The 25,151-nt window shown below is 71.4% G+C and carries 2 protein-coding genes; both read right to left on the bottom strand.

The genetic code is table 11. From position 1 onward, the window contains the following. Positions 1-108: 108 nt before the first annotated feature. Positions 109-10,974 (bottom strand): type I polyketide synthase, encoded by a 10,866-nt coding sequence (locus B1H29_RS11750; RefSeq protein WP_079160169.1) that lies wholly within the window; start codon positions 10,972-10,974, stop codon positions 109-111. Between the two features lie 46 nt (positions 10,975-11,020). Beyond that, positions 11,021-25,066, bottom strand: a complete 14,046-nt coding sequence (locus B1H29_RS11755; protein WP_079160170.1) for a type I polyketide synthase — start codon at positions 25,064-25,066, stop codon at positions 11,021-11,023. Positions 25,067-25,151 lie beyond the last annotated feature (85 nt).

Here is a 25,151-nt window from a genome sequence, read left to right on the forward strand (position 1 = left end):
TGCCGGGCCCTTCGCGGTGTCCGGGTTCCTCCACCGCGGGCCGACGGGCCGTGTTCCCCACGCGGGGAACACGGCCCGTCGTGCACGGCGGTCACACCGCCGGGCGGACTACCGCTCCTGCCCGGTCAGCCACTCGTGCACGGCCGCCGCGGTGACGTCCCCGTGGCCCTCCAGCATCGTGTAGTGGTTACCCGGTACGTCGACGGCGTCGTGCGGCAGCGGCCACGCGGCCTGCCACTGCTCGGCCGGCGGCTGCTCCTGCCCCGGTTCCAGGCCGTAGCACTCGGAGGCCCGCACCAGCAGCGTCGGAGTGGAGATCTCCCGGGGCCGCCAGTGCTCGAACATCCCGAAGTACGCGGCCATCGCCGTCAGGCGCGTCCCGGTCATCCGGCCGAAGTCCTTCTCCAGGTCCAGGGATTTCGCCTCCAGCACGGGCGTGATGTAGGAGGTGGCGTCGTAGCCCGCCAGGTAGCTGTCGATCAGCACCAGGCCCTCCGGCGACCGGCCGCGCTCCTCCAGCCGGGCCGTCACCTCGTGGGCGACGCGAGCGCCGGAGGACCGCCCGGTCAACGCGAACGGCTCGTCGCCGACCAGGTCCTCGATGAGACGTACGGCGTAGTCGGCGGCCGCGTCCACGTCGGCGGCGACCGGCTGCCCGGTGACGAAGCCGGGGAGCATCAGCGACCACACGTCCCGCATGCCGCGCAGTGGTGCCGCCATGGCGACCAGTTCCTGGTTGCTCGCCCACACGGACTGCGACGGGAACCCGATGATCTTCGGGTGCCGATCGCCTTCCCCGAGCCTGACGAGGGCCGGCCCGTTGCGCACCTCCTCGGGGTCGCGGTAGCTCGGCCGCAGATCGACCGAGTTGCGCAGCACGATGTGTCCGATGTCGAGCCGGCCCAGTTCGACGGCGCGCCGGTACAGCGCCTCCACCCCGTTGACGACGGCGAGGTCGTCGTTCCGCCCGGTCCCGCCGGCCGCGGCGGTGTCCTGGCCCCGGTCGCTCGCGACTTCGCCGGACGCGGCGGCTGGGGCGGTCGTGGTGCGCAGTTCACCGCTGATCGCGGCGGCGAGTTCGGCGGGCGTCGGGTGGTCGAAGACGACCGTGGACGGCAGGCGGAGCCCGGTGCGTTCGTTGAGCCGGTTGCGCAGTTCCACCGAGGTGAGCGAGTCGAAGCCCAGCTCGACGAACCCGTCGGTGTCGTCGACTTCCTCGGCTCCGCCGTGTCCGAGTACGTCGGCGACCTCGCCGCGGACCAGGTCCGTCAGTACGGTCAGCCGCTCGGGCTCGGCCGCCCGTGCGAGTCGCTCGTGCAGCCGGGAGGTGGCCCGCGTGTCCGACCGGGTGGCCCGGCGCTGCGGGGCGCGGACCAGGCCGCGCAGCAGCGGGGGTATCTGCTGCTCGTCGGCCGCCCGTGCGGCGGCGGTGTTCAGCCGTATCGGCACCAGGAGGGGATCGGTGCCCGCCGCGAGGGCCTGGTCGAATACCGCCATGCCCGTCTCCGCCGTGAAGGGGCCGACCCCGCCGCGGGCCATCCGGGCGCGTTCGGCCCGGCCGAGGCCGGCGCCCATGCCGCCGGGCTGCTCCCACCAGCCCCAGGCCAGTGCGGTGCCGGGCAGTCCGGCGTCGCGCCGGTGGGCGGCGAGGGCGTCCAGGAACGCGTTGGCGGCGGCGTAGTTGGCCTGCCCCTGACTGCCAAGGAGTCCGGCAGCGGAGGAGAACAGCACGAACTCCCGCAGTGGTGCCCCTTCGGTCAGCTCGTGCAGGTGCCAGGCCGCGTCGGCCTTGGCCCGCAGCACGGCGTCGAGTCCGTCCGGCGTGAGCGACTCGACGGTGGCGTCGGCCAGCACACCCGAGGTGTGGACGACGCCGGTCAGCGGACGGTCGGCCGGGATGTCCCCGAGCATCGCGGCGAGCGCATCGCGGTCCGCGACGTCGCAGGCCACGATCCGTGCGTCGGCGCCCAGTCCGGTCAGTTCGTCCAGCAGCGCGGCCGCGCCTGGGGCGTCGTCCCCGCTGCGGCTGGCCAGGACCAGGTGGCGTACGCCGTGGGCGGCCACGAGATGGCGTGCGACCACGGCGCCCAGGGCGCCGGTGCCGCCGGTGACCAGCACGGTGCCGTCGGGTCCGAAGCCCGGTTCGGTCCGGGGCGGCGTGGTGTGCCGGGCCAGCCTGGGCACGGTCGCGGTGCCCGCGCGCAGGGCGAGCTGCGGCTCACCGGTGGCGAGCGCCTGGGGCAGCGCCCGGTAGGACGCCTGGTCGTCGTCGATGTCGACCAGCACGATCCGGTCCGGGTGCTCCGACTGCGCCGCGCGCACCAGGCCCCAGACCGCCGCGGCCGCCGGGTCCCCGGTACGGTCCTGGTCGTCTGCCGCGACCGCGCCCCGGGTGAGCAGCACCAGCCGGGATCGTGTGAGACGGGCGTCGGCGAGCCAGTGGTGGAGCACCTCCAGCACCCGGCGTACGACGTCGTGGGTGGCCGCGACGACGCCGCCCTGATCGCCGCCGATGCAGGACATGGCGACCACCGCGGGTACGGGCACGCCCGTTTCCAGGCTGTCGGCCAGGGACTGCGGGTCGAGGTAGGGCGTGCCGGTGAGGCCCGCCTCCACCAGCCGCGGCCGGATCTCCAGGGGGTCGAATCCGAGCATCGCCCACTCCCCGGGGGCTTGTCGGGTTCCCAGGGGCAGCGCGGTCCACTTCAGGCCGAACAACGCGTCCTGCCTCGGTGCCGAGGCGGTGAACTGCTCCAGTGCGGGGTCCCGCATCGCCAGCGAGTCGACCGTGGCGATCGGCAGGCCGATGTCGTCGGTCACCGCGACGGACACCTCGCTGCGCCCGGCCGGGGCCAGGTGGACTCGTGCGACCGTGGCGTGGGTGGCGTGCAGGTTGACTCCGGTCCAGACGAAGGGCATGCCTCCCTTGATCGGTTCGCGGTCGGCCGTGCCGCCGAGGACGCCGAGCGCCAGCGGCTGCAGTGCCGCGTCCAGCAGCGCCGGGTGCACCCCGAACCCGTCGTTCGCGTCCCCCGCCTCCTCCGGGAGGCGGACCTCGGCGAACAGCTCACCGTCCCTGGTCCACAGGGCGCGAAGGCCCTGGAACACCGGTCCGTAGGTGAAGCCCGCCTCGGCCATGGTCGAGTAGAAGTCGTCGACCGCGATCTCCGTCGAGCCCGCGGGCGGCCATACCTCCGTCACGGCGCCGGGTTCGGCTCCCCGGTGCTCAGTCAGCACGCCGGTGGCGTTGCGCAGCCACGGCTCGCCTTCGCCCCCGTCGTCGGACCGCGAGTGGACGGTGATACTCCGTCGACCGGTCTCGTCGAGTCCTCCGACGACCACCTGGACCGCGCGCCCGCCCTGTTCACCCAGGATCAGCGGGGCCTCCAGGGTGAGTTCCTCGATCCGTTCGCATCCCACCTGGCCGCCGGCGTGCAACGCCAGTTCCGCGAACGCGGTGCCCGGCAGGAGGGCTGTGCCCAACAGGGCGTGGTGGGCGATCCACGGCTGTGCCGCCAGGGTGAGCCTGCTGGTGAACAGGAAGCCGTCCGAGCCGGGCAGCGGCACCCCGGCGCCGAGCAGCGGGTGGCCGGTCGCCGTGAGGCCGAGGGTGACGGGATCACCGCTGCCGGTGGCGAGGGAGTCGAGCCAGTACCGCTTGTGCTGGAAGGCGTAGGTGGGCAGGTCCACCATGCGAGCGCCGGTACCGGCGTACAGCGCGGTCCAGTCGACGGACGCGCCGGCCACGTGGATCCGGCCGAGTGCGCGCGCCAGGCTCTCCGTGTCGGGGCGTTCGGGGTGCAGGGCGGGGGCGCACACGGCCTCGGTGCCGGCGTGGTCGAGGACCTCCTCGACCATCGCGGTCAGCGGACCCGCCGGGCCCAGTTCCAGGAACGTGTCCACACCCCGGCCCGACGCGGTGGTGACGCAGTCGGCGAAGCGGACCGCCTCGCGGACCTGCCGCACCCAGTATTCGGGCGTGGTCAGTTCCGCGCCCGCCGTCCCGCCGGTGAGGTTGGAGATCACCGGGATCGCGGCGGAACGGAACTCCACGCCCCTGAGCACCTCGGCGAACTCGGCCAGCATCGGCTCCATCCGCGCCGAGTGGAACGCGTGGGACACCGACAGCCGCCTGGTCCGCCGGCCCGCACCGGCCAGCGACTCCGCCAGCTCCAGCACCGGACCCTCATCACCCGACAGCACCAGCGACCGCGGCCCGTTCACCGCCGCCACCGAAACCCCCGCCGGCAACACCCCCAACTCGTCCTCGGCCACCTCCACCGCCACCATCGCCCCACCGGAAGGCAACCCCTGCATCAACCGGCCCCGCGCCACCACCACCCGGCACGCGTCCGCCAACGACCACACCCCGGCCACATGAGCCGCCGCCAGCTCACCGACGGAATGCCCCACCAGCACATCCGCCCGCACACCCCACGAGGCGACCAGCTCGAACAGCGCCACCTCCAACGCGAACAACGCCGGCTGCGCCCACTCGGTCCGCGCCAGCACCGCCTCGTCACCGCCGAACACGACCTCCTTCAACGGCCGCTCCAGCATCAGGTCCAGATGCCCGCACACCCGGTCGAAAGCCCCGGCGAAGACCGGGTACGCCTCGTACAGCTCCCGCCCCATACCGGCCCGCTGGGCACCCTGACCGGTGAACAGCAACGCCGTCCCACCCTCACCGGCCACACCCCGCACCACACCCGAGGCACTCTCCCCCTCGGCCAGCGCCTCCAGCCCGGCCAGGAACCCACCCGGCTCCCGCCCGGTCAGCACCGCCCGGTGCTCCAGAACCGCACGCGAAACCGCCAGCGACCAGCCCACGTCCACCGGGCTGAGGCCGGGCCGGTCCCTGAGACGGTCCCGCAGCCGCGCGGCCTGTGCGCGCAGTGCCTCCTCGCTCCGGCCGGAGATCACCCACGGGGTCACCGGCAGCGCGGCGGGCGGCGCCGCGCCGTCGGCCGGGTCCGCCGGAGGGTCGGTCCGAGGGGGCTGTTCCAGGATGACGTGTGCGTTGGTGCCGCTGATCCCGAACGAGGAGACACCCGCCCGGCGGGGCCGTCCCGTCTCCGGCCACTGCCTGGCCTCGGTCAGCAGCTCCACCGCGCCCGCCGACCAGTCCACCTCCCGCGACGGCGCGTCCACGTGCAACGTCGCCGGCATCACCCCGTGCCGCAGCGCCAGCACCGACTTGATCAGGCCCGCGACACCGGCGGCGTACTGGGTGTGCCCGATGTTCGACTTCACCGAGCCCAGCAGCAACGGCCGGTCGTCCGCGCGGTCCTGGCCGTAGGTCGCCAGCAGCGCCTGCGCCTCGATCGGATCACCCAGACTCGTCCCCGTACCGTGCGCCTCCACCAGGTCCACATCGGCCGGTGACAGCCCCGCCGACGCCAACGCCTGCCGGATCACCCGCTGCTGCGACGGACCGTTCGGCGCCGTCAGACCATTCGACGCACCGTCCGAATTGACCGCCGAACCCCGCACCACCGCCAGGACGGGACGCCCGTCCCGCACCGCGTCGGACAGCCGCTGCACGGCGAGCACACCGACACCCTCGCCCCAGCCGGTGCCGTCCGCCCCGTCGGCGAACGCCTTGCACCGCCCGTCGGGGGCCAGACCGCCCTGCCGCTGGAACTCCACGAACGCGCCCGGTGTCGCCATCACGGTGACACCGCCCGCGAGGGCCAGGTCGCATTCGCCGCTGCGCAGGGCCTGTGCAGCGAGGTGCAGGGTCACCAGAGAGGAGGAGCACGCCGTGTCCACGGTGACGGCAGGCCCCTCGATGCCGAGCACGTAGGCGACCCGGCCGGACATCACGCTGCCCGAGGCACCGGTGAGCGCGTAACCGCCGCTCGCCTCGGCGGAGTTCATCAGTACGGTCGTGTACTCCTGGGTGGTGCCGCCGACGAAGACACCGGTACGGCTGCCGCGCAGGGCGAGCGGGTCGAAGCCGGCCCGCTCCAGCGCCTCCCACGACGTCTCCAGCAGCAGCCGCTGCTGCGGGTCCATCGCCAGCGCCTCACGCGGCGAGATCCCGAAGAACGCCGCGTCGAAGTCGGCCGCCCCGGCCAGGAAGGCTCCCTGGCGTGCGCCGCCGGACTCCTCCAGGAAGGAGTCCATGGCGAGTCCGTGCCAGCCCCGGTCGGCGGGGAAGTCCGTCATCTCGTCGCGGCCTTCGACGAGGAGCTGCCACAGGTCCTCGGGGCCCTGTACGCCTCCGGGGAAGCGGCAGGCCATGCCGACGATCACGATCGGGTCGTCGTCCGTGGCGCGGAGCTCCGGCAGCGCCGTCTCCGTGGCGCTGCCGAACATCTGCTCGTGGAGGTGGCCGGCGAGCCGGTGCGGCGTGGGGTGGTCGAAGACGAGGGTGGCGGGCAGCCGCAGGCCGGTCGCCGCGTTGAGCCGGTTGCGCAGTTCCATCGCGGTCAGCGAGTCGAAGCCCAGTTCCTTGAACGGCCTGGCGGGCGTGATGTCGTCCGTCGTACGGAGTGTGAGGACGGCGACCGCCTCGGCCCGTACGAGGTCGAGCAGCCGGTCGTGCTGTTCGGGGAGGGTGAGTGCCACCAGTTCCGCCCGGAAGGCCGAACCGCCCGAGTCGTCGCCGGTGGTGTGGTCGGTCTCCTCGGCGAGGGCCTGTGCGACCTCGGGTATGTCCTCGATCAACGGCCTGCGACGCGCCATGACATACCCCGGGGTGAACCTCCCCCAGTCCATGTCCGTCACCGTCAACGCCGTCTCGTCCCGCTCCAGCACCTGACGCAGCGCCTCCACCGCCAACGCCGGCTCCATCGCCCGCACACCACGACGCTCCAACTGCTCCGCCGTACCATCGGTCGCCATACCCGTGGCCTTCCAGCCACCCCACGACACCGACGTCCCCACCACACCCCGCGCCCGACGCTCCCACGCCAGACCGTCCAGATACGCGTTCGCCGCCGCATACGCGCCGTTACCCGCACTGCCCCACACCGCCGCACCCGACGAGAACAGCACGAACGCGTCCAGCTCCAGCCCAGCCGTCAACTCGTCCAGATGACGAGCACCCAGCGTCTTCGCGGCCATCTGCACCCGCATCTCACCCGCGTCCACCTCCCCCACCAAGCCGTAACCGGCCACACCGGCGGTGTGGAAGACCGCCGTCAGCGGATGCTCGGCCGGAACACCCTCGATCACCCGCGCCAGCCCCGCACGATCGGTCACATCACACGCCACCACCTCCACCTCGGCACCCAACCCCGCCAACTCCTCCACCAGCTCCGCAACACCCTCCGCCTCAGCCCCACGACGACTCACCAACACCAGCCGGCCGGCCCCCTCACCCGCCAGCCAACGCGCCAGATGCCCACCCACACCACCCGTACCACCAGTGATCAACACCGTCCCCCGCGGCACGAACCCCCGCACCACCTCCGCATTCACACCCAACGGCGCACGCACCAAACGCCGCCCGAACACACCCGAAGAACGCACCGCGACCTGATCCTCACCCCCACCCGCCGCCAACACCCCGACCAGATGCGCGGACACCCGCCCGTCCCACACCGCCGGAACATCCACCAGCCCACCCCACACCCCGGGCAACTCCAGACCCGCAACCTGCCCCCACGCCCACAACGCCACCTGACCCGCACACACCACATCACCCGCACCAACCACCGCCGCACCTTGGGTCAACACCCACACCGGCGCCGACAACCCCGCATCCCCATACGCCTGCACCAACACCAACGACGAGGCCAACACCTCATCACCCTCACCCCACGCCAACAACGACACCACACCAGCGACCTCACCCACACCCCTCAAACGCTCCGCCAACTCACCACGCGTCACCCCCGCCGCGACATCAAGCACCCGCACCTCGGCACCCGCCACCCTCAGCGCCTCCGCAACCTCCGCCACCGGACCACCACCACCCCGGCCCACCACCAACCACACACCACTCAAAGAACCCACCGACGGCATCACCACCGAACGCCACACCGTCCGATACCGCCACGAGTCGATGGTCGTCTGCGCCCGACGACCGTTGCGCCAGGCCGACAGCGTGGGAACCACCGACTCCCACGCCTGTGCATCCAGCCCGTCGACGAGCGAGGCCACACCGTCGACGTCCGCCCGCTCCACGGCCCCCCAGAACGCGGCATCCACCGGATCGGTCGTTCCACCGGTCTCCTGGCCGGGCTGGACGACGTCCTTGATCCAGTAGTGCTCGTGCTGGAAGGCGTAGGTGGGAAGGTCCACCCGACGGGCACCACTGCCCGCGAACATCGACGACCAGTCCACCGGAACCCCGGCGACGTACGCCTCGGCCAGCGACGTCAGCAGCCGCTGGACACCACCCTCCTCACGCCGCAACGAACCCACCGCGGTCCCAGCGCCGAACACACCCTCCACCGTCTCCTGAACCGCCACGGTCAGCACCGGATGCGGGCTGGACTCCACGAAGACCTGATGCTCCAACTCGGCCAGCAGACGCGTCACGGGCTCGAACCTCACCCGCTCCCGCAGATTCGCCACCCAATACCCCGCGTCCAGCCCGGCGGTGTCGAACCGCTCACCCGTCACCGTCGAATAGAACGCCACCGACGACGACACCGGCCGGATCCCGTCCAGCTCCGCCAGCAGATCCTCGTTCAGCGCGTCCACCTGGGCGGAGTGGGAGGCGTAGTCCACCGCGATACGACGGGCCCGCACCCCCTCCTCCTCGCACTGAGCCAGCAACGCCTCCAACGCCTCGGACTCACCCGAGACCACCACCGACGACGGACCGTTCACCGCCGCGACCCCCACCCGGCCCCCGAACCCGGCCAGCCGCTCCTCCACCTCCGCCACCGGCAACGCCACCGAACCCATACCACCCCGGCCCGACAGCCTCTCCCGCACCAGCCGCGAACGCACCGCCACGACCCGCGCACCGTCCTGCAACGACAACCCGCCCGCCACACACGCGGCCGCCACCTCACCCTGCGAATGACCCACCACCGCCGCCGGCTCCACCCCGAACGAACGCCACACCGCGGCCAGCGACACCATCACCGCCCACAACACCGGCTGCACCACATCCACCCGCGCCCACAACGGATCATCACCGTCACGGAACACCACATCCCGCAACGACCAGTCCGTGAACGGAGCCAGCGCCTCCGCACACTCCTCCATACGAGCCCGGAACACGGGCGACGCGTCCCACAACTCACGCCCCATACCCACCCACTGCGAACCCTGACCCGGGAACACGAACACCACACCGCTCCCCACGTCACCGGAACCCCGTACCAGGCCGGGGGTTTCGAATCCGTCGGAGAGGGCGGAGAGGGCGGCGAGTTCGGCGGGGCGGTTCGTGTCCTGGTGGGTGAACAGCACCGCGCGTTGGGCCAGAACGGAACGGCTCGTCAGCAGCGAGTAGCCGACGTCGGCACTCAGGAAGCCGGGGCCGGTGTCGAGGTGGGTCCGCAGCCGCGCGGCCTGGTCTCGCAGTGCGGTCTCGGTGTCGCCGGATATCAGCCAGGGCAGGGGCGCGGGACTCGCGGTGAAGGGCGGCGCGGCGGCGTCCGTGGGCTGCGGCTCCCTGGCATCGTGCTCTTCAGGGGCCTGTTCCAGGATGACGTGCGCGTTCGTGCCGCTGATGCCGAACGACGACACGCCCGCCCGACGCGGCCGTCCCGTCTCCGGCCAGGCACGCGCCTCGGTCAGCAACTCCACCGCACCCGCCGACCAGTCCACCTGTGTGCTGGGCTTGCCGACGTGGAGGGTCTTGGGCATGACGGCGTGCTGGAGCGCCAGGACGCTCTTCATCACACCGGCGACGCCGGACACCGCCTGAGTGTGTGCGATGTTCGACTTCAGGGAACCGAGCCACAGCGGCCGGCCGTCCGAGCGGTCCTGACCGTAGGTGGCCAGCAGCGCCTGGGCCTCGATCGGGTCGCCCAGCGTCGTACCCGTGCCGTGCGCCTCCACCATGTCGACGTCGGCCAGGGTCAGACCCGCGTTGGCGACGGCCGAACGGATCACCCGCTGCTGCGAGGGCCCGTTCGGGGCGCTCAGGCCGTTCGACGCACCGTCCTGGTTCACCGCCGAGCCCTGGATGACGGCCAGCACGGGGTGGCCGTTGCGGCGCGCGTCCGAGAGGCGCTCCAGCAGGACCATGGCGGCGCCCTCGCCCCAGCCGATGCCGTCGGCGTCGTCGGAGAACGCCTTGCAACGGCCGTCCGCGGCCAGGCCGCGCTGCCGGGCGAAGCTGACGAAGGCGGACGAGGTGGCCATCACCGCGACACCGCCGGCGAGGGCCAGTGTGCAGTCGCCCTGCCGGAGCGACTGCACGGCGGAGTGCAGGGCGACGAGTGAGGAGGAGCAGGCCGTGTCGATGGTGACCGCGGGCCCTTCGAGGCCCAGTACGTAGGAGACACGACCGGACATCACGCTGGCGGAGCCACCCGTGATCGCGTATCCCTGGTCGGTCGGGGAGTTCATCAGCTTCACGGTGTGCTCGATGGCGGTGCCTCCGACGAACACACCGGTGCGGCTGCCGCGCAGCGTGTGCGGGTCGATCCCCGCGCGCTCCAGCGCCTCCCAGGACGTCTCCAGCAGCAACCGCTGCTGCGGGTCCATGGTCAGCGCCTCGCGCGGGGAGATCCCGAAGAACGAGGCGTCGAAGGCGCCCGGCTCGCGCAGGAAGGCACCCTCGCGGGTGTACGTCGTTCCCGGCCGGTCGGGGTCGGGGTCGAACAGCGAGGACAGGTCCCAGCCCCGGTCCTCGGGGAATCCGCTGACCCCGTCGGCCTCGTCGATCACCATCTGCCACAACTGCTCGGGGGAGTCGACCCCGCCGGGCAGCCGACAGGCCATCCCCACGACGGCAAGGGGCTCACGAACGCGATCCTGGCTGTCCTTGAGCTGCTGACGGGTCTGCTGCAGTTCGGCCGTGACCTTGCGCAGATAGGTACGGAGTTTGTCCTCGGTCATCGTGACATCCCACTCTGAAGCAGTTGAGGATCCATCTGATGCCTGTTCAGGACAGGCCCAGGTCGCGGTCGATGAAGTCGAAGATCTCGTCGTCCGTGACGGCGTCGAGATCGGTGGTGGCGTCCGTCTCAGCGGCGCTGAGCTGGGCGACGAGGGTACGGAGGTGCTCGGCGATGTCCTCACGCGCCTGCGGGTCGGTGGCCACACCGTCCAGCGCTTCCCCGATGCGCGTCAGCTCCCGCCTGATGTCGAGAACGTCGCTGAGGCCCTGCTGTCCGTCCTTGGCGAGTTCCGTGTGCAGGAGTTCGGCGATGCGCTGGGCATTCGGGTGGTCGAAGACGAGGGTGGCGGGCAGGCGCAGGCCGGTCGCCTTGGACATCCGGTTGCGCAGTTCCATCGCGGTCAGCGAGTCGAAGCCCAGGTCCTTGAACGGCCGGCTCGGCGTGATCTCCGCCGTCGTCCCGTGCGCCAGCACCTGCGCGGCCTCCTGCCGCACCAGCCCCAGCAACAACGCCCGCTGCTCCGCCTCGGTCAGCCCCGCGAGCCGCTCCCGCAACCCCGCACCCGCCGTCTCGTCCCCGGACCCCGCCTCGGTCTCCGAGATCTCACGCAGTGCCCGAGCGGCCTCGGGCACGTCCTCGATCAACGGCCGCCGCCGCGCCATCGCATAACCCGGAGTGAACAACGCCCAGTCCATATCGGCGACCGTCACCGACACCTCGTCCTGCTCCAGCACCTGACGCAACGCCCGCGCCGCCGTCACCGGATCCAGCAACCGCACACCACGACGCGACAACTGCGCCGCCGTCTCCCCCTCCGCCATACCCGTGGCCTGCCAGCCACCCCACGACACCGACGTCCCCACCACACCCCGCGCCCGACGCTCCCGCACCAACCCGTCGAGGAAACCACCCGCGGCCGCGTTCGCACCATTGCCGCCACTGCCCCACACCGCCGCACCCGACGAGAAGACCACGAACGCGTCCAGCTCCAACCCGGCCGTCAACTCGTCCAAATGACGAGCACCGACCACACGAGCCGACATCACCCGCGCGAAATGCTCCGGATCCGACTCGGCCACCACCGCGTAACCAGACGCCCCGGCGGCGTGGAAGACCGCCGTCAGCGGATGCTCGGCCGGAACACCCTCGATCACCCGCGCCAGCCCCGCACGATCGGTCACATCACACGCCACCACCTCCACCTCGGCACCCAACCCCGCCAACTCCTCCACCAACTCCGCAACACCCTCCCCGTCAGCCCCACGACGACTCACCAACACCAGCCGGCCGGCCCCCTCACCCGCCAGCCAACGCGCCAGATGCCCACCCACACCACCCGTACCACCAGTGATCAACACCGTCCCCCGCGGCACGAACCCCCGCACCACCTCCGCATTCACACCCAACGGCGCACGCACCAAACGCCGCCCGTACACACCCGAGGAACGCACCGCGACCTGATCCTCACCCCCACCCGCCGCCAACACCCCGACCAGATGCGCGGACACCCGCCCGTCCCACACCGCCGGAACATCCACCAGCCCACCCCACACCCCGGGCAACTCCAGACCCGCAACCTGCCCCCACGCCCACAACGCCACCTGACCCGCACACACCACATCACCCGCACCAACCACCGCCGCACCTTGGGTCAACACCCACACCGGCGCCGACAACCCCGCATCCCCATACGCCTGCACCAACACCAACGACGAGGCCAACACCTCATCACCCTCACCCCACGCCAACAACGACACCACACCAGCAACCTCACCCACACCCCTAAAACGCTCCGCCAACTCACCACGCGTCACCCCCGCCGCGACATCAAGCACCCGCACCTCGGCACCCGCCACCCTCAGCGCCTCCGCAACCTCCGCCACCGGACCACCACCACCCCGGCCCACCACCAACCACACACCACTCAGGCGAGCGGTGAGGGAGGTACCGGTGGCACGCCATTCGGTGCGGTAGCGCCACGAGTCGATGGTCGTCTGCGCCCGACGGCCCTTGCGCCAGGCCGACAGCGTCGGCAGCCAGGCCTCTGCGGCCTTGAGGGAAGCAGCGTCCAGGCTGTCGGAGGTGTCGAGTACCTGGGCGAGATCAGTGAAGTCCTCGCGCTCGACGGCGTCCCAGAAGGCGGCGTCCACCTCGTCCGTCGACGCGGTACCGATCTCACCACCGACGGTGACGCCCTCGAGCCAGTAGCGCTGGTGCTGGAAGGCGTAGGTGGGAAGGTCCACCCGACGGGCACCACCGCCCGCGAACACCGACGACCAGTCCACCGCGACGCCCGCGACATACGCCTCGGCCAGCGACGTCAGCAGCCGCTGGACACCACCCTCCTCACGCCGCAACGAACCCACCACCGACACCGGCCGGCCCACCACCTCACCCGTCTCCGACACCGCAACCGCCAGCACCGGATGCGGACTCGACTCGACGAAAACCCCACAACCCTTCTCCACCAGCAGACGCGTCACGGGCTCGAACCTCACCCGCTCCCGCAGATTCGCCACCCAATACCCCGCGTCCAGCCCGGCGGTGTCGAACCGCTCACCCGTCACCGTCGAATAGAACGCCACCGACGAGGACTGCGGGCGTATCTCCGCCAGCTCCGCCAGCAGATCCTCGTTCAGCGCGTCCACCTGGGCGGAGTGGGAGGCGTAGTCCACCGCGATACGACGGGCCCGCACCCCCTCCTCCTCGCACTGAGCCAGCAACGCCTCCAGCGCCTCGGACTCACCCGAGACCACCACCGACGACGGACCGTTCACCGCCGCGACCCCCACCCGGCCCCCGAACCCGGCCAGCCGCTCCTCCACCTCCGCCACCGGCAACGCCACCGAACCCATACCACCCCGGCCCGACAACCTCTCCCGCACCAGCCGCGAACGCACCGCCACGACCCGCGCACCATCCTGCAACGACAACCCGCCCGCCACACACGCGGCCGCCACCTCACCCTGCGAATGGCCCACCACCGCGGCCGGCTCCACCCCGAACGAACGCCACACCGCGGCCAGCGACACCATCACCGCCCACAACACCGGCTGCACCACATCCACCCGCGCCCACAACGGATCATCACCGTCACGGAAGACCACATCCCGCAACGACCAGTCCGTGAACGGAGCCAGCGCACGCTCACACGCCACCATCGACTCCGCGAACACCGGCGACGCGTCCCACAACTCACGCCCCATACCGACCCACTGCGAACCCTGACCCGGGAACACGAACACGATGCGACCGTTGGCTTCGGCAGTGCCCGCGATCACGTCGGGGGCCGGTTCCCGGGCCGCGAGGGCGCGGACTCGCTCGGTCAGGGCCGCCATGTCGCCACCCAGCACCACGGCACGGTGCTCCAGGTCGGCACGCGTCGTCGCAAGGGAGAACGCCACGTCCGCGGCGTCGAGGTCCGGCGTACGTTCCACCAGGTCGTGCAGACGCTCGGCCTGGCCGCGCAGGGCGCCTGTGGACCGGGCGGAGATCACCCAGGGGACAACGGGTGTGACCAGCGCCGGGGACGTCGGCCCTTCGGCGTCGGGCCGGTCCGGTGTCTCCTCCTCCGCCGGTGCCTCTTCGATGATCACGTGCGCGTTGGTGCCGCTGATCCCGAACGAGGAGACGCCAGCGCGGCGCGGTCGCTCGCCCTCCGGCCAGGCACGCGCCTCGGTCAGCAGCTCCACCGCACCCGCCGACCAGTCCACCTCGGGTGTCGGCTCGTCCACGTTGAGCGTCCTGGGCATCAGGCCGTGTCGCAGGGCGAGTACGGACTTGATGACGCCCGCCACGCCGGCAGCGGCGCCGGTGTGGCCGATGTTGGTCTTCACGGAACCGAGCCGCAGCGGCCGGCCGTCCGCGCGGTCCTGGCCGTAGGTGGCCAGCAGCGCCTGGGCCTCGATCGGGTCGCCGAGGGTCGTACCCGTGCCGTGCGCCTCCACCATGTCGACGTCGGCCAGGGTCAGACCCGCGTTGGCGACGGCCGTACGGATCACCCGCTGCTGCGAGGGGCCGTTCGGGGCGCTCAGGCCGTTCGACGCACCGTCCTGGTTGATCGCCGAACCACGGATCACCGCCAGCACCTCGTGGCCGTTGCGGCGTGCGTCCGACAGACGCTCCACGACGACCATGCCGACGCCCTCGCCCCAGCCGATGCCGTCCGCCGAGGCCGCGAAGGCCTTGGTGCGTCCGTCCTGCGAGAGTCCACCGAGCGTGTCGAACTCGGCGAACGCGCCCGGCGTGGCCATGAGGCCGACGCCGCCGGTCAGTGCGAGGGAGCACTCGCCGTTACGCAGGGCCTGGGCGGCGAGGTGCAGGGCGACCAGGGAGGACGAGCACGCCGTGTCCACGCTGACGGCGGGCCCCTCGAAGCCGAGTGCGTAGGAGATACGCCCGGACATCACGCTTCCGGAGGAACCCGTGACGGCGTAGCCCTGGCTGGTCGGCGAGTTCATGAGCAGGGCGCCGTACTCGACCGCGGTACCGCCCACGAAGACTCCGGTGTCGCTGCCGCGCAGTGACGTCGGATCGATGCCGGTCCTCTCCACGGCCTCCCAGGAAGTCTCCAGCAGCAGCCGCTGCTGCGGGTCCATCGTCATGGCCTCGCGGGGTGAGATCCCGAAGAACCCGGCGTCGAAGTCGCCCGCCTCGTGCAGGAAGCCCGCGCGACGGAGGCTGCCGAGGTTCCAGCGGTCCCAGCCTCGGTAGGAGGGGAAGTCGGACATCCCCTCCCGGTCCTCCACGACCATCTGCCACAGGTCTTCGGGGGAGGTCACACCGCCCGAGTAGCGGCAGGCCATGCCGACGATCGCGAGCGGCTCGTCGGTCGACGCCCGGACGGTCTCGACCCGGGCGGCGGCGGTGTCGCCGCCGACGAGTTCACCTTGCAGATGTGCGGCGAGCTGTCGCGGGTTGGGATAGTCGAAGACGAGGGTGGCGGGCAGCCGCAGGCCGGTCGCCGCGTTGAGCCGGTTGCGCAGTTCCATCGCGGTCAGCGAGTCGAAGCCCAGTTCCTTGAACGGCCTGGCGGGCGTGATCTCGGCCGCGGAGGAGTGGGCCAGGATGCCGGCGGCCTCGTCGCGCACCAGGTCCAGCAGCAGGTCGAGCTGTTCAGCCCGGCCGAGTGCCACCAGTTCCGCCCGGAAGGCCGAACCGCCCGAGTCGTCGCCGGTGGTGTGGTCGGTCTCCTCGGCGAGGGCCTGTGCGACCTCGGGTATGTCCTCGATCAACGGCCTGCGACGCGCCATGACATACCCCGGGGTGAACCTCCCCCAGTCCATGTCCGTCACCGTCATGGCCGTCTCGTCCTGCTCCAGCACCTGACGCAGCGCCTCCACCGCCAACGCCGGCTCCATCGCCCGCACACCACGACGCTCCAACTGCTCCGCCGTACCATCGGTCGCCATACCCGTGGCCTTCCAGCCACCCCACGACACCGACGTCCCCACCACACCCCGCGCCCGACGCTCCCACGCCAGACCGTCCAGATACGCGTTCGCCGCCGCGTACACGCTGTTACCCGCACTGCCCCACACCGCCGCACCCGACGAGAACAGCACGAACGCGTCCAGCTCCAGCCCAGCCGTCAACTCGTCCAGATGACGAGCACCCAGCGTCTTCGCGGCCATCTGCACCCGCATCTCACCCGCGTCCACCTCCCCCACCAAGCCGTAACCGGCCACACCGGCGGTGTGGAAGACCGCCGTCAGCGGATGCTCGGCCGGAACACCCTCGATCACCCGCGCCAGCCCCGCACGATCGGTCACATCACACGCCACCACCTCCACCTCGGCACCCAACCCCGCCAACTCCTCCACCAACTCCGCAACACCCTCCCCGTCAGCCCCACGACGACTCACCAACACCAGCCGGCCGGCCCCCTCACCCGCCAGCCAACGCGCCAGATGCCCACCCACACCACCCGTACCACCAGTGATCAACACCGTCCCCCGCGGCACGAACCCCCGCACCACCTCCGCATTCACACCCAACGGCGCACGCACCAAACGCCGCCCGTACACACCCGAGGAACGCACCGCGACCTGATCCTCACCCCCACCCGCCGCCAACACCCCGACCAGATGCGCGGACACCCGCCCGTCCCACACCGCCGGAACATCCACCAGCCCACCCCACACCCCGGGCAACTCCAGACCCGCAACCTGCCCCCACGCCCACAACGCCACCTGACCCGCACACACCACATCACCCGCACCAACCACCGCCGCACCTTGGGTCAACACCCACACCGGCGCCGACAACCCCGCATCCCCATACGCCTGCACCAACACCAACGACGAGGCCAACACCTCATCACCCTCACCCCACGCCAACAACGACACCACACCAGCAACCTCACCCACACCCCTAAAACGCTCCGCCAACTCACCACGCGTCACCCCCGCCGCGACATCAAGCACCCGCACCTCGGCACCCGCCACCCTCAGCGCCTCCGCAACCTCCGCCACCGGACCACCACCACCCCGGCCCACCACCAACCACACACCACTCAAAGAACCCACCGACGGCATCACCACCGAACGCCACACCGTCCGATACCGCCAGGAATCCAGCACTGCCCGATCCTGTCGCCCCTTGCGCCAGGCCGACAGCGCCGGGACGACGTTCTCCCACGTCCGCTGGTCGACTCCGTCGACCAGCGAGGCCACGCCGTCGACGTCCGCCCGCTCCACCGCTCCCCAGAACGCGGCGTCCACCGGGTCGGCCGCGCCACCACCGCTGCTCTGCCCCGGAAGTACGGCGTCGTCGAGCCAGTAGTGCTCGTGCTGGAAGGCGTAGGTGGGAAGGTCCACCCGACGGGCACCACTGCCCGCGAACACCGACGACCAGTCCACCGGAACCCCGGCGACGTACGCCTCGGCCAGCGACGTCAGCAGCCGCTGGACACCACCCTCCTCACGCCGCAACGAACCCACCGCGGTCCCAGCGCCGAACACACCCTCCACCGTCTCCTGAACCGCCACGGTCAGCACCGGATGCGGGCTGGACTCCACGAAGACCTGATGCTCCAACTCGGCCAGCAGACGCGTCACGGACTCGAACCTCACCCGCTCCCGCAGATTCGCCACCCAATACCCCGCGTCCAGCCCGGCGGTGTCGAACCGCTCACCCGTCACCGTCGAATAGAACGCCACCGACGACGACACCGGCCGGATCCCGTCCAGCTCCGCCAGCAGATCCTCGTTCAACGCGTCCACCTGCGCCGAATGGGAGGCGTAGTCCACCGCGATACGACGGGCCCGCACCCCCTCCTCCTCGCACTGAGCCAGCAACGCCTCCAACGCCTCGGACTCACCCGAGACCACCACCGACGACGGACCGTTCACCGCCGCGACCCCCACCCGGCCCCCGAACCCGGCCAGCCGCTCCTCCACCTCCGCCACCGGCAACGCCACCGAACCCATACCGCCCCGGCCCGACAGCCTCTCCCGCACCAGCCGCGAACGCACCGCCACGACCCGCGCACCGTCCTGCAACGACAACCCGCCCGCCACACACGCGGCCGCCACCTCACCCTGCGAATGGCCCACCACCGCGGCCGGCTCCACCCCGAACGAACGCCACACCGCGGCCAGCGACACCATCACCGCCCACAACACCGGCTGCACCACATCCACCCGCGCCCACAACGGATCATCACCGTCACGGAAGACCACATCCCGCAACGACCAGTCCGTGAACGGAGCCAGCGCACGCTCACACGCCACCATCGACTCCGCGAACACCGGCGACGCGTCCCACAACTCACGCCCCATACCGACCCACTGCGAACCCTGACCCGGGAACACGAACACCACACCGCAGTCGGCGGCCCGCCCGGTGACCACTCCCGGCGCGTGCGTGCCCCCGGCGACCGCACGCACCCCCGCCAGCAACTCCTCCCGGCCGGCGCCCAGCACCACCGCACGCTGCTCGAACGCCGACCGCGTCCGCACCAGCGAGCACCCCACGTCCAGCCAGGACGCGTCGGGATCACGCTCCAGGCGCTCCACCAGCCGCGCCGCCTGCGCCCGCAGCGCCGCCTCCGTCCGGCCCGACAGCGCCCACGGCACCACCGGCGACGACACCGGCGCCACCCCGCTCTCCGCCTCCGGTTCCACCGGACCGGCCTGCGGCGCCTCCTCCAGAATCACGTGCGCGTTGGTGCCGCTGATGCCGAACGACGACACGCCCGCCCGACGCGGCCGTCCCGTCTCCGGCCAGGCACGCGCCTCGGTCAGCAGCTCCACCGCACCCGCCGACCAGTCCACCTCGGGCGTCGGCTCGTCCACGTGCAGCGTCTTCGGCATCAGGCCGTGTCGCAGGGCGAGTACGGACTTGATGACGCCCGCCACGCCGGCAGCGGCGCCGGTGTGGCCGAAGTTGGACTTCACGGAACCGAGCCAGAGTGGCCGGTCGTCCGGACGGTTCTTGCCGTAGGTCGCCAGCAGCGCCTGGGCCTCGATCGGGTCGCCCAGCTTGGTGCCCGTTCCGTGCGCCTCCACCAGATCGACGTCGGCCGGCTTGAGGCCCGCGTTGGCCAGTGCCGTACGGATCACCCGTTGCTGCGAGGGGCCGTTCGGGGCGCTCAGGCCGTTCGACGCACCGTCCTGGTTGATCGCCGAGCCACGGATCACCGCCAGCACCTCGTGGCCGTTGCGGCGTGCGTCCGACAGACGCTCCACGACGACCATGCCGACGCCCTCGCCCCAGCCGGTACCGTCCGCCGAGGCCGCGAACGCCTTGCAGCGGCCGTCGCCTGCCATACCGCCCAACGTGTCGAACTCGGCGAAGGCGCCCGGCGTGGCCATGATGGTCACGCCTCCCGCCAGCGCCAGATCGCATTCACCGTTGTGCAGGGACTGTGCCGCAAGGTGCAGCGCGACCAGCGAGGACGAGCAGGCCGTGTCGACGGTGACCGCGGGCCCTTCGAGACCCAGCACGTAGGAGACACGGCCGGACATGACGCTGCCGAGCGCGCCGGTCATGCCGTATCCGCCGCCGGCCTCGGACGAGCCCATCAGCACGGCGGGATAGTCCTGGGGGCCGCCACCGACGAAGACACCGGTGGCCGTGCTGCGCAGTGAGTGCGGGTCGATGCCGGACTTCTCCACGGCCTCCCACGACACCTCCAGCAGCAGCCGCTGCTGCGGGTCCATCGAGGTGGCCTCCCGTGGGGAGACACCGAAGAAGGAAGCGTCGAAGTCACCGGCCCCCTGGAGGAATCCGGCCCGGTCGACCGCGGGAGCGCCCCAGCGCTCCCAACCCCGGTCCGTGGGGAAGGCGGACAGTTCGTCCCCGCCTTCGGCCAGCAGTCGCCACATGCCTTCGGTGTCGAGTACGCCTCCGGGGTAGCGGCAGGCCATGCCGACGATCGCGAGTGGTTCGTCGTCCACGGGTCGCATCGAGGCCGGCTCGTTGCCGGGACCCGTCTCGCTGCCGACGAGTTCGGTGCGCAGCATGGCGGCCAGTCGTGCCGGATCGGGGTGGTCGAAGACGAGGGTGGCGGGCAGGCGCAGGCCGGTCGCCTTGGACATCCGGTTGCGCAGTTCCATCGCGGTCAGCGAGTCGAAGCCCAGGTCCTTGAACGGCCGGCTCGGCGTGATCTCCGCCGTCGTCCCGTGCGCCAGCACCTGCGCGGCCTCCTGCCGCACCAGCCCCAGCAACAACGCCCGCTGCTCCGCCTCGGTCAGCCCCGCGAGCCGCTCCCGCAACCCCGCACCCGCCGTCTCGTCCCCGGACCCCGCCTCGGTCTCCGAGATCTCACGCAGTGCCCGAGCGGCCTCGGGCACGTCCTCGATCAGCGGCCGCCGCCGCGCCATCGCATAACCCGGAGTGAACAACGCCCAGTCCATATCGGCGACCGTCACCGACACCTCGTCCTGCTCCAGCACCTGACGCAACGCCCGCGCCGCCGTCACCGGATCCAGCAACCGCACACCACGACGCGACAACTGCGCCGCCGTCTCCCCCTCCGCCATACCCGTGGCCTGCCAGCCACCCCACGACACCGACGTCCCCACCACACCCCGCGCCCGACGCTCCCGCACCAACCCGTCGAGGAAACCACCCGCGGCCGCGTTCGCACCATTGCCGCCACTGCCCCACACCGCCGCACCCGACGAGAAGACCACGAACGCGTCCAGCTCCAACCCGGCCGTCAACTCGTCCAGATGACGAGCACCGACCACACGAGCCGACATCACCCGCGCGAAATGCTCCGGATCCGACTCGGCCACCACCGCATAGCCAGACGCCCCGGCGGCGTGGAACACCGCCGTCAGCGGATGCTCGGCCGGAACACCCTCGATCACCCGCGCCAGCCCCGCACGATCGGTCACATCACACGCCACCACCTCCACCTCGGCACCCAACCCCGCCAACTCCTCCACCAACTCCGCAACACCCTCCCCGTCAGCCCCACGACGACTCACCAACACCAGCCGGCCGGCCCCCTCACCCGCCAGCCAACGCGCCAGATGCCCACCCACACCACCCGTACCACCAGTGATCAACACCGTCCCCCGCGGCACGAACCCCCGCACCACCTCCGCATTCACACCCAACGGCGCACGCACCAAACGCCGCCCGTACACACCCGAAGAACGCACCGCGACCTGATCCTCACCCCCACCCGCCGCCAACACCCCGACCAGATGCGCGGACACCCGCCCGTCCCACACCGCCGGAACATCCACCAGCCCACCCCACACCCCGGGCAACTCCAGACCCGCAACCTGCCCCCACGCCCACAACGCCACCTGCCCCGCACACACCACATCACCCGCACCAACCACCGCCGCACCTTGGGTCAACACCCACACCGGCGCCGACAACCCCGCATCCCCATACGCCTGCACCAACACCAACGACGAGGCCAACACCTCATCACCCTCACCCCACGCCAACAACGACACCACACCAGCGACCTCACCCACACCCCTCAAACGCTCCGCCAACTCACCACGCGTCACCCCCGCCGCAACATCAAGCACCCGCACCTCGGCACCCGCCACCCTCAGCGCCTCCGCAACCTCCGCCACCGGACCACCACCACCCCGGCCCACCACCAACCACACACCACTCAAAGAACCCACCGACGGCATCACCACCGAACGCCACACCGTCCGATACCGCCACGAGTCGATGGTCGTCTGCGCCCGACGACCGTTGCGCCAGGCCGACAGCGCCGGGACGACGTTCTCCCACGTCCGCTGGTCGACTCCGTCGACGAGCGAGGCCACACCGTCGACGTCCGCCCGCTCCACGGCCCCCCAGAACGCGGCATCCACCGGATCGGAAGGGCCGTCCCCACCCTGCCCCGGCAGCACCACGTCATCCAGCCAGTAGCGCTGGTGCTGGAAGGCGTAGGTGGGAAGGTCCACCCGACGGGCACCACTGCCCGCGAACACCGACGACCAGTCCACCGCGACGCCCGCGACATACGCCTCGGCCAGCGACGTCAACAGCCGCTGGACACCACCCTCCTCACGCCGCAACGAACCCACCACCGACACCGGCCGGCCCACCACCTCACCCGTCTCCGACACCGCAACCGCCAGCACCGGATGCGGACTCGACTCGACGAAAACCCCACACCCCTTCTCCACCAGCAGACGCGTCACGGGCTCGAACCTCACCCGCTCCCGCAGATTCGCCACCCAATACCCCGCGTCCAGCCCGGCGGTGTCGAACCGCTCACCCGTCACCGTGGAATAGAACGCCACCGACGAGGACTGCGGGCGTATCTCCGCCAGCTCCGCCAGCAGATCCTCGTTCAGCGCGTCCACCTGGGCGGAGTGGGAGGCGTAGTCCACCGCGATACGACGGGCCCGCACCCCCTCCTCCTCGCACTGAGCCAGCAACGCCTCCAGCGCCTCGGTCTCACCCGAGACCACCACCGACGACGGACCGTTCACCGCCGCGACCCCCACCCGGCCCCCGAACCCGGCCAGCCGCTCCTCCACCTCCGCCACCGGCAACGCCACCGAACCCATACCGCCCCGGCCCGACAGCCTCTCCCGCACCAGCCGCGAACGCACCGCCACGACCCGCGCACCATCCTCCAACGACAACCCGCCCGCCACACACGCGGCCGCCACCTCACCCTGCGAATGGCCCACCACCGCGGCCGGCTCCACCCCGAACGAACGCCACACCGCGGCCAGCGACACCATCACCGCCCACAACACCGGCTGCACCACATCCACCCGCGCCCACAACGGATCATCACCGTCACGGAACACCACATCCCGCAACGACCAGTCCGTGAACGGAGCCAGCGCCTCCGCACACTCCTCCATACGAGCCCGGAACACGGGCGACGCGTCCCACAACTCACGCCCCATACCGACCCACTGCGAACCCTGACCCGGGAACACGAACACCACACCGCTCCCCACGTCACCGTCGGCACGGCCGCTCACGGTGCCGGGGCCTTCCGTGCCGGTCGCGAGCGAGCGCAGCGCGGCGAGCAGTTCGTCCCGGCCGGTGCCGAGGACGACCGCACGCTGCTCGAACGCGGACCGTGTCCCGATCAGTGAGAAGCCCACGTCCTGGGTGCTGAGGGCGGGCTGCCGGGTGAGGTGGTCCAGCAGTCGTGCGGCCTGTGCGCGCAGCGCCGCTTCGTTCCGTCCGGAGATCACCCACGGCGTCACCGGCAGCTCGGCCGTCGCCGCGCCGTCCGCCTGTTCCTCCGGAACGGTCGCCTCGGGGGTCTCAGGGGTCTCGGGGGCCTGTTCCAGGACGACATGTGCGTTGGTGCCGCTGATGCCGAACGACGACACGCCCGCCCGACGCGGCCGTCCCGTCTCCGGCCAGGCACGCGCCTCGGTCAGCAGCTCCACCGCACCCGCCGACCAGTCCACCTCGGGCGTCGGCTCGTCCACGTGCAGCGTCTTCGGCATGACGCCGTGCCGGAGTGCGAGGGCGGCCTTGATGACACCGGAGATACCGGCCGCGGCCTGAGTGTGTCCGATGTTGGACTTCAGGGTGCCGAGCCACAGCGGCCGGTCGTCCGGGCGATTCTGGCCGTAGGCGGCCAGCAGGGCCTCGGCCTCGATGGGGTCGCCGAGGGTCGTGCCCGTGCCGTGCGCCTCCACCATGTCCACGTCCGCCGGTGTCAGGCCCGCGTTGGCCAGGGCGGCGCGGATGACCCGCTGCTGCGAGGGGCCGTTCGGGGCGCTCAGGCCGTTGGACGCACCGTCCTGGTTCACCGCGGAACCGCGGATCACCGCCAGGACCGGGTTGCCGTCGCGGAGCGCGTCGGAGAGGCGCTGGACGGCGACGACGCCCGCGCCCTCGCCCCAGCCGGTCCCGTCCGCCGAGGCCGCGAACGCCTTGCACCGGCCGTCACCGGCCGATCCGCCGGTCGCGGAGAACTCGGCGAAGATGGAGGGGGTCACCAGAACCAGGACACCGCCCGCGAGGGCGAGGTCGCACTCGCCGGTGCGCAGCGACTTGACGGCGAGGTGCAGGGCGACCAGGGAGGACGAGCACGCGGTGTCCACGGTCACCGCGGGGCCCTCCAGGCCCAGCACGTAGGACACGCGGCCGGACAGCACGCTGCCGGGGGCGCCGGTGAGCGCGTAACCGCCCGCGCCCTCGGCCGAGTTCATGACCAGGGCGCCGTACTCCTGCGGGGCCCCGCCGACGAAGACGCCGGTGCGGCTGCCCTTGAGCGAGCCGGGGTCGATGCCGGCCCGTTCCAGGGCTTCCCAGGACGTCTCCAGCAGCAGCCGCTGCTGCGGGTCCATCGCCATGGCCTCACGCGGTGAGATGCGGAAGAAGTCGGGGTCGAAGTTCCCGGCGTCGTGGAGGAAGGCGCCCGTCCGGGCCGTGGGGACGTCCCACTGCTCCCAGCCCCGGTCGGTGGGGAACCCGGACATGGCGTCCCGGCCCTCGGTGACCAGCCGCCACAAGCCCTCGGTGTCGCGCACCCCGCCGGGGTAGCGGCAGCCGACGCCGATGATCGCGACGGGCTCCGAGGAGGCCGCGCTGAGCCGCTGGTTCTGCTGCCGCAGCCGATCGTTCTCCACCAGCGAGGCCCGCAGCGCGTCGACAACCTCCGACATGGAACCGCTCATGCTCAACTCCCACTCACGTGTTTCGTCAATGCGCAAGGACAGGCCTGTTTGCAGGCTATGAGGCCGGGACGTGGATCCCGGCCCC

This window comes from Streptomyces pactum (genome assembly GCF_002005225.1).
Taxonomy (GTDB): Bacteria; Actinomycetota; Actinomycetes; order Streptomycetales; family Streptomycetaceae; genus Streptomyces; species Streptomyces pactum_A.

Excerpts from the sequence above, each read along its gene's own strand:
- B1H29_RS11750 (WP_079160169.1), bottom strand. The coding sequence starts at position 10,974 with ATGACCGAGGACAAACTCCGTACCTATCTGCGCAAGGTCACGGCCGAA.
- B1H29_RS11755 (WP_079160170.1), bottom strand. The coding sequence starts at position 25,066 with ATGAGCGGTTCCATGTCGGAGGTTGTCGACGCGCTGCGGGCCTCGCTG.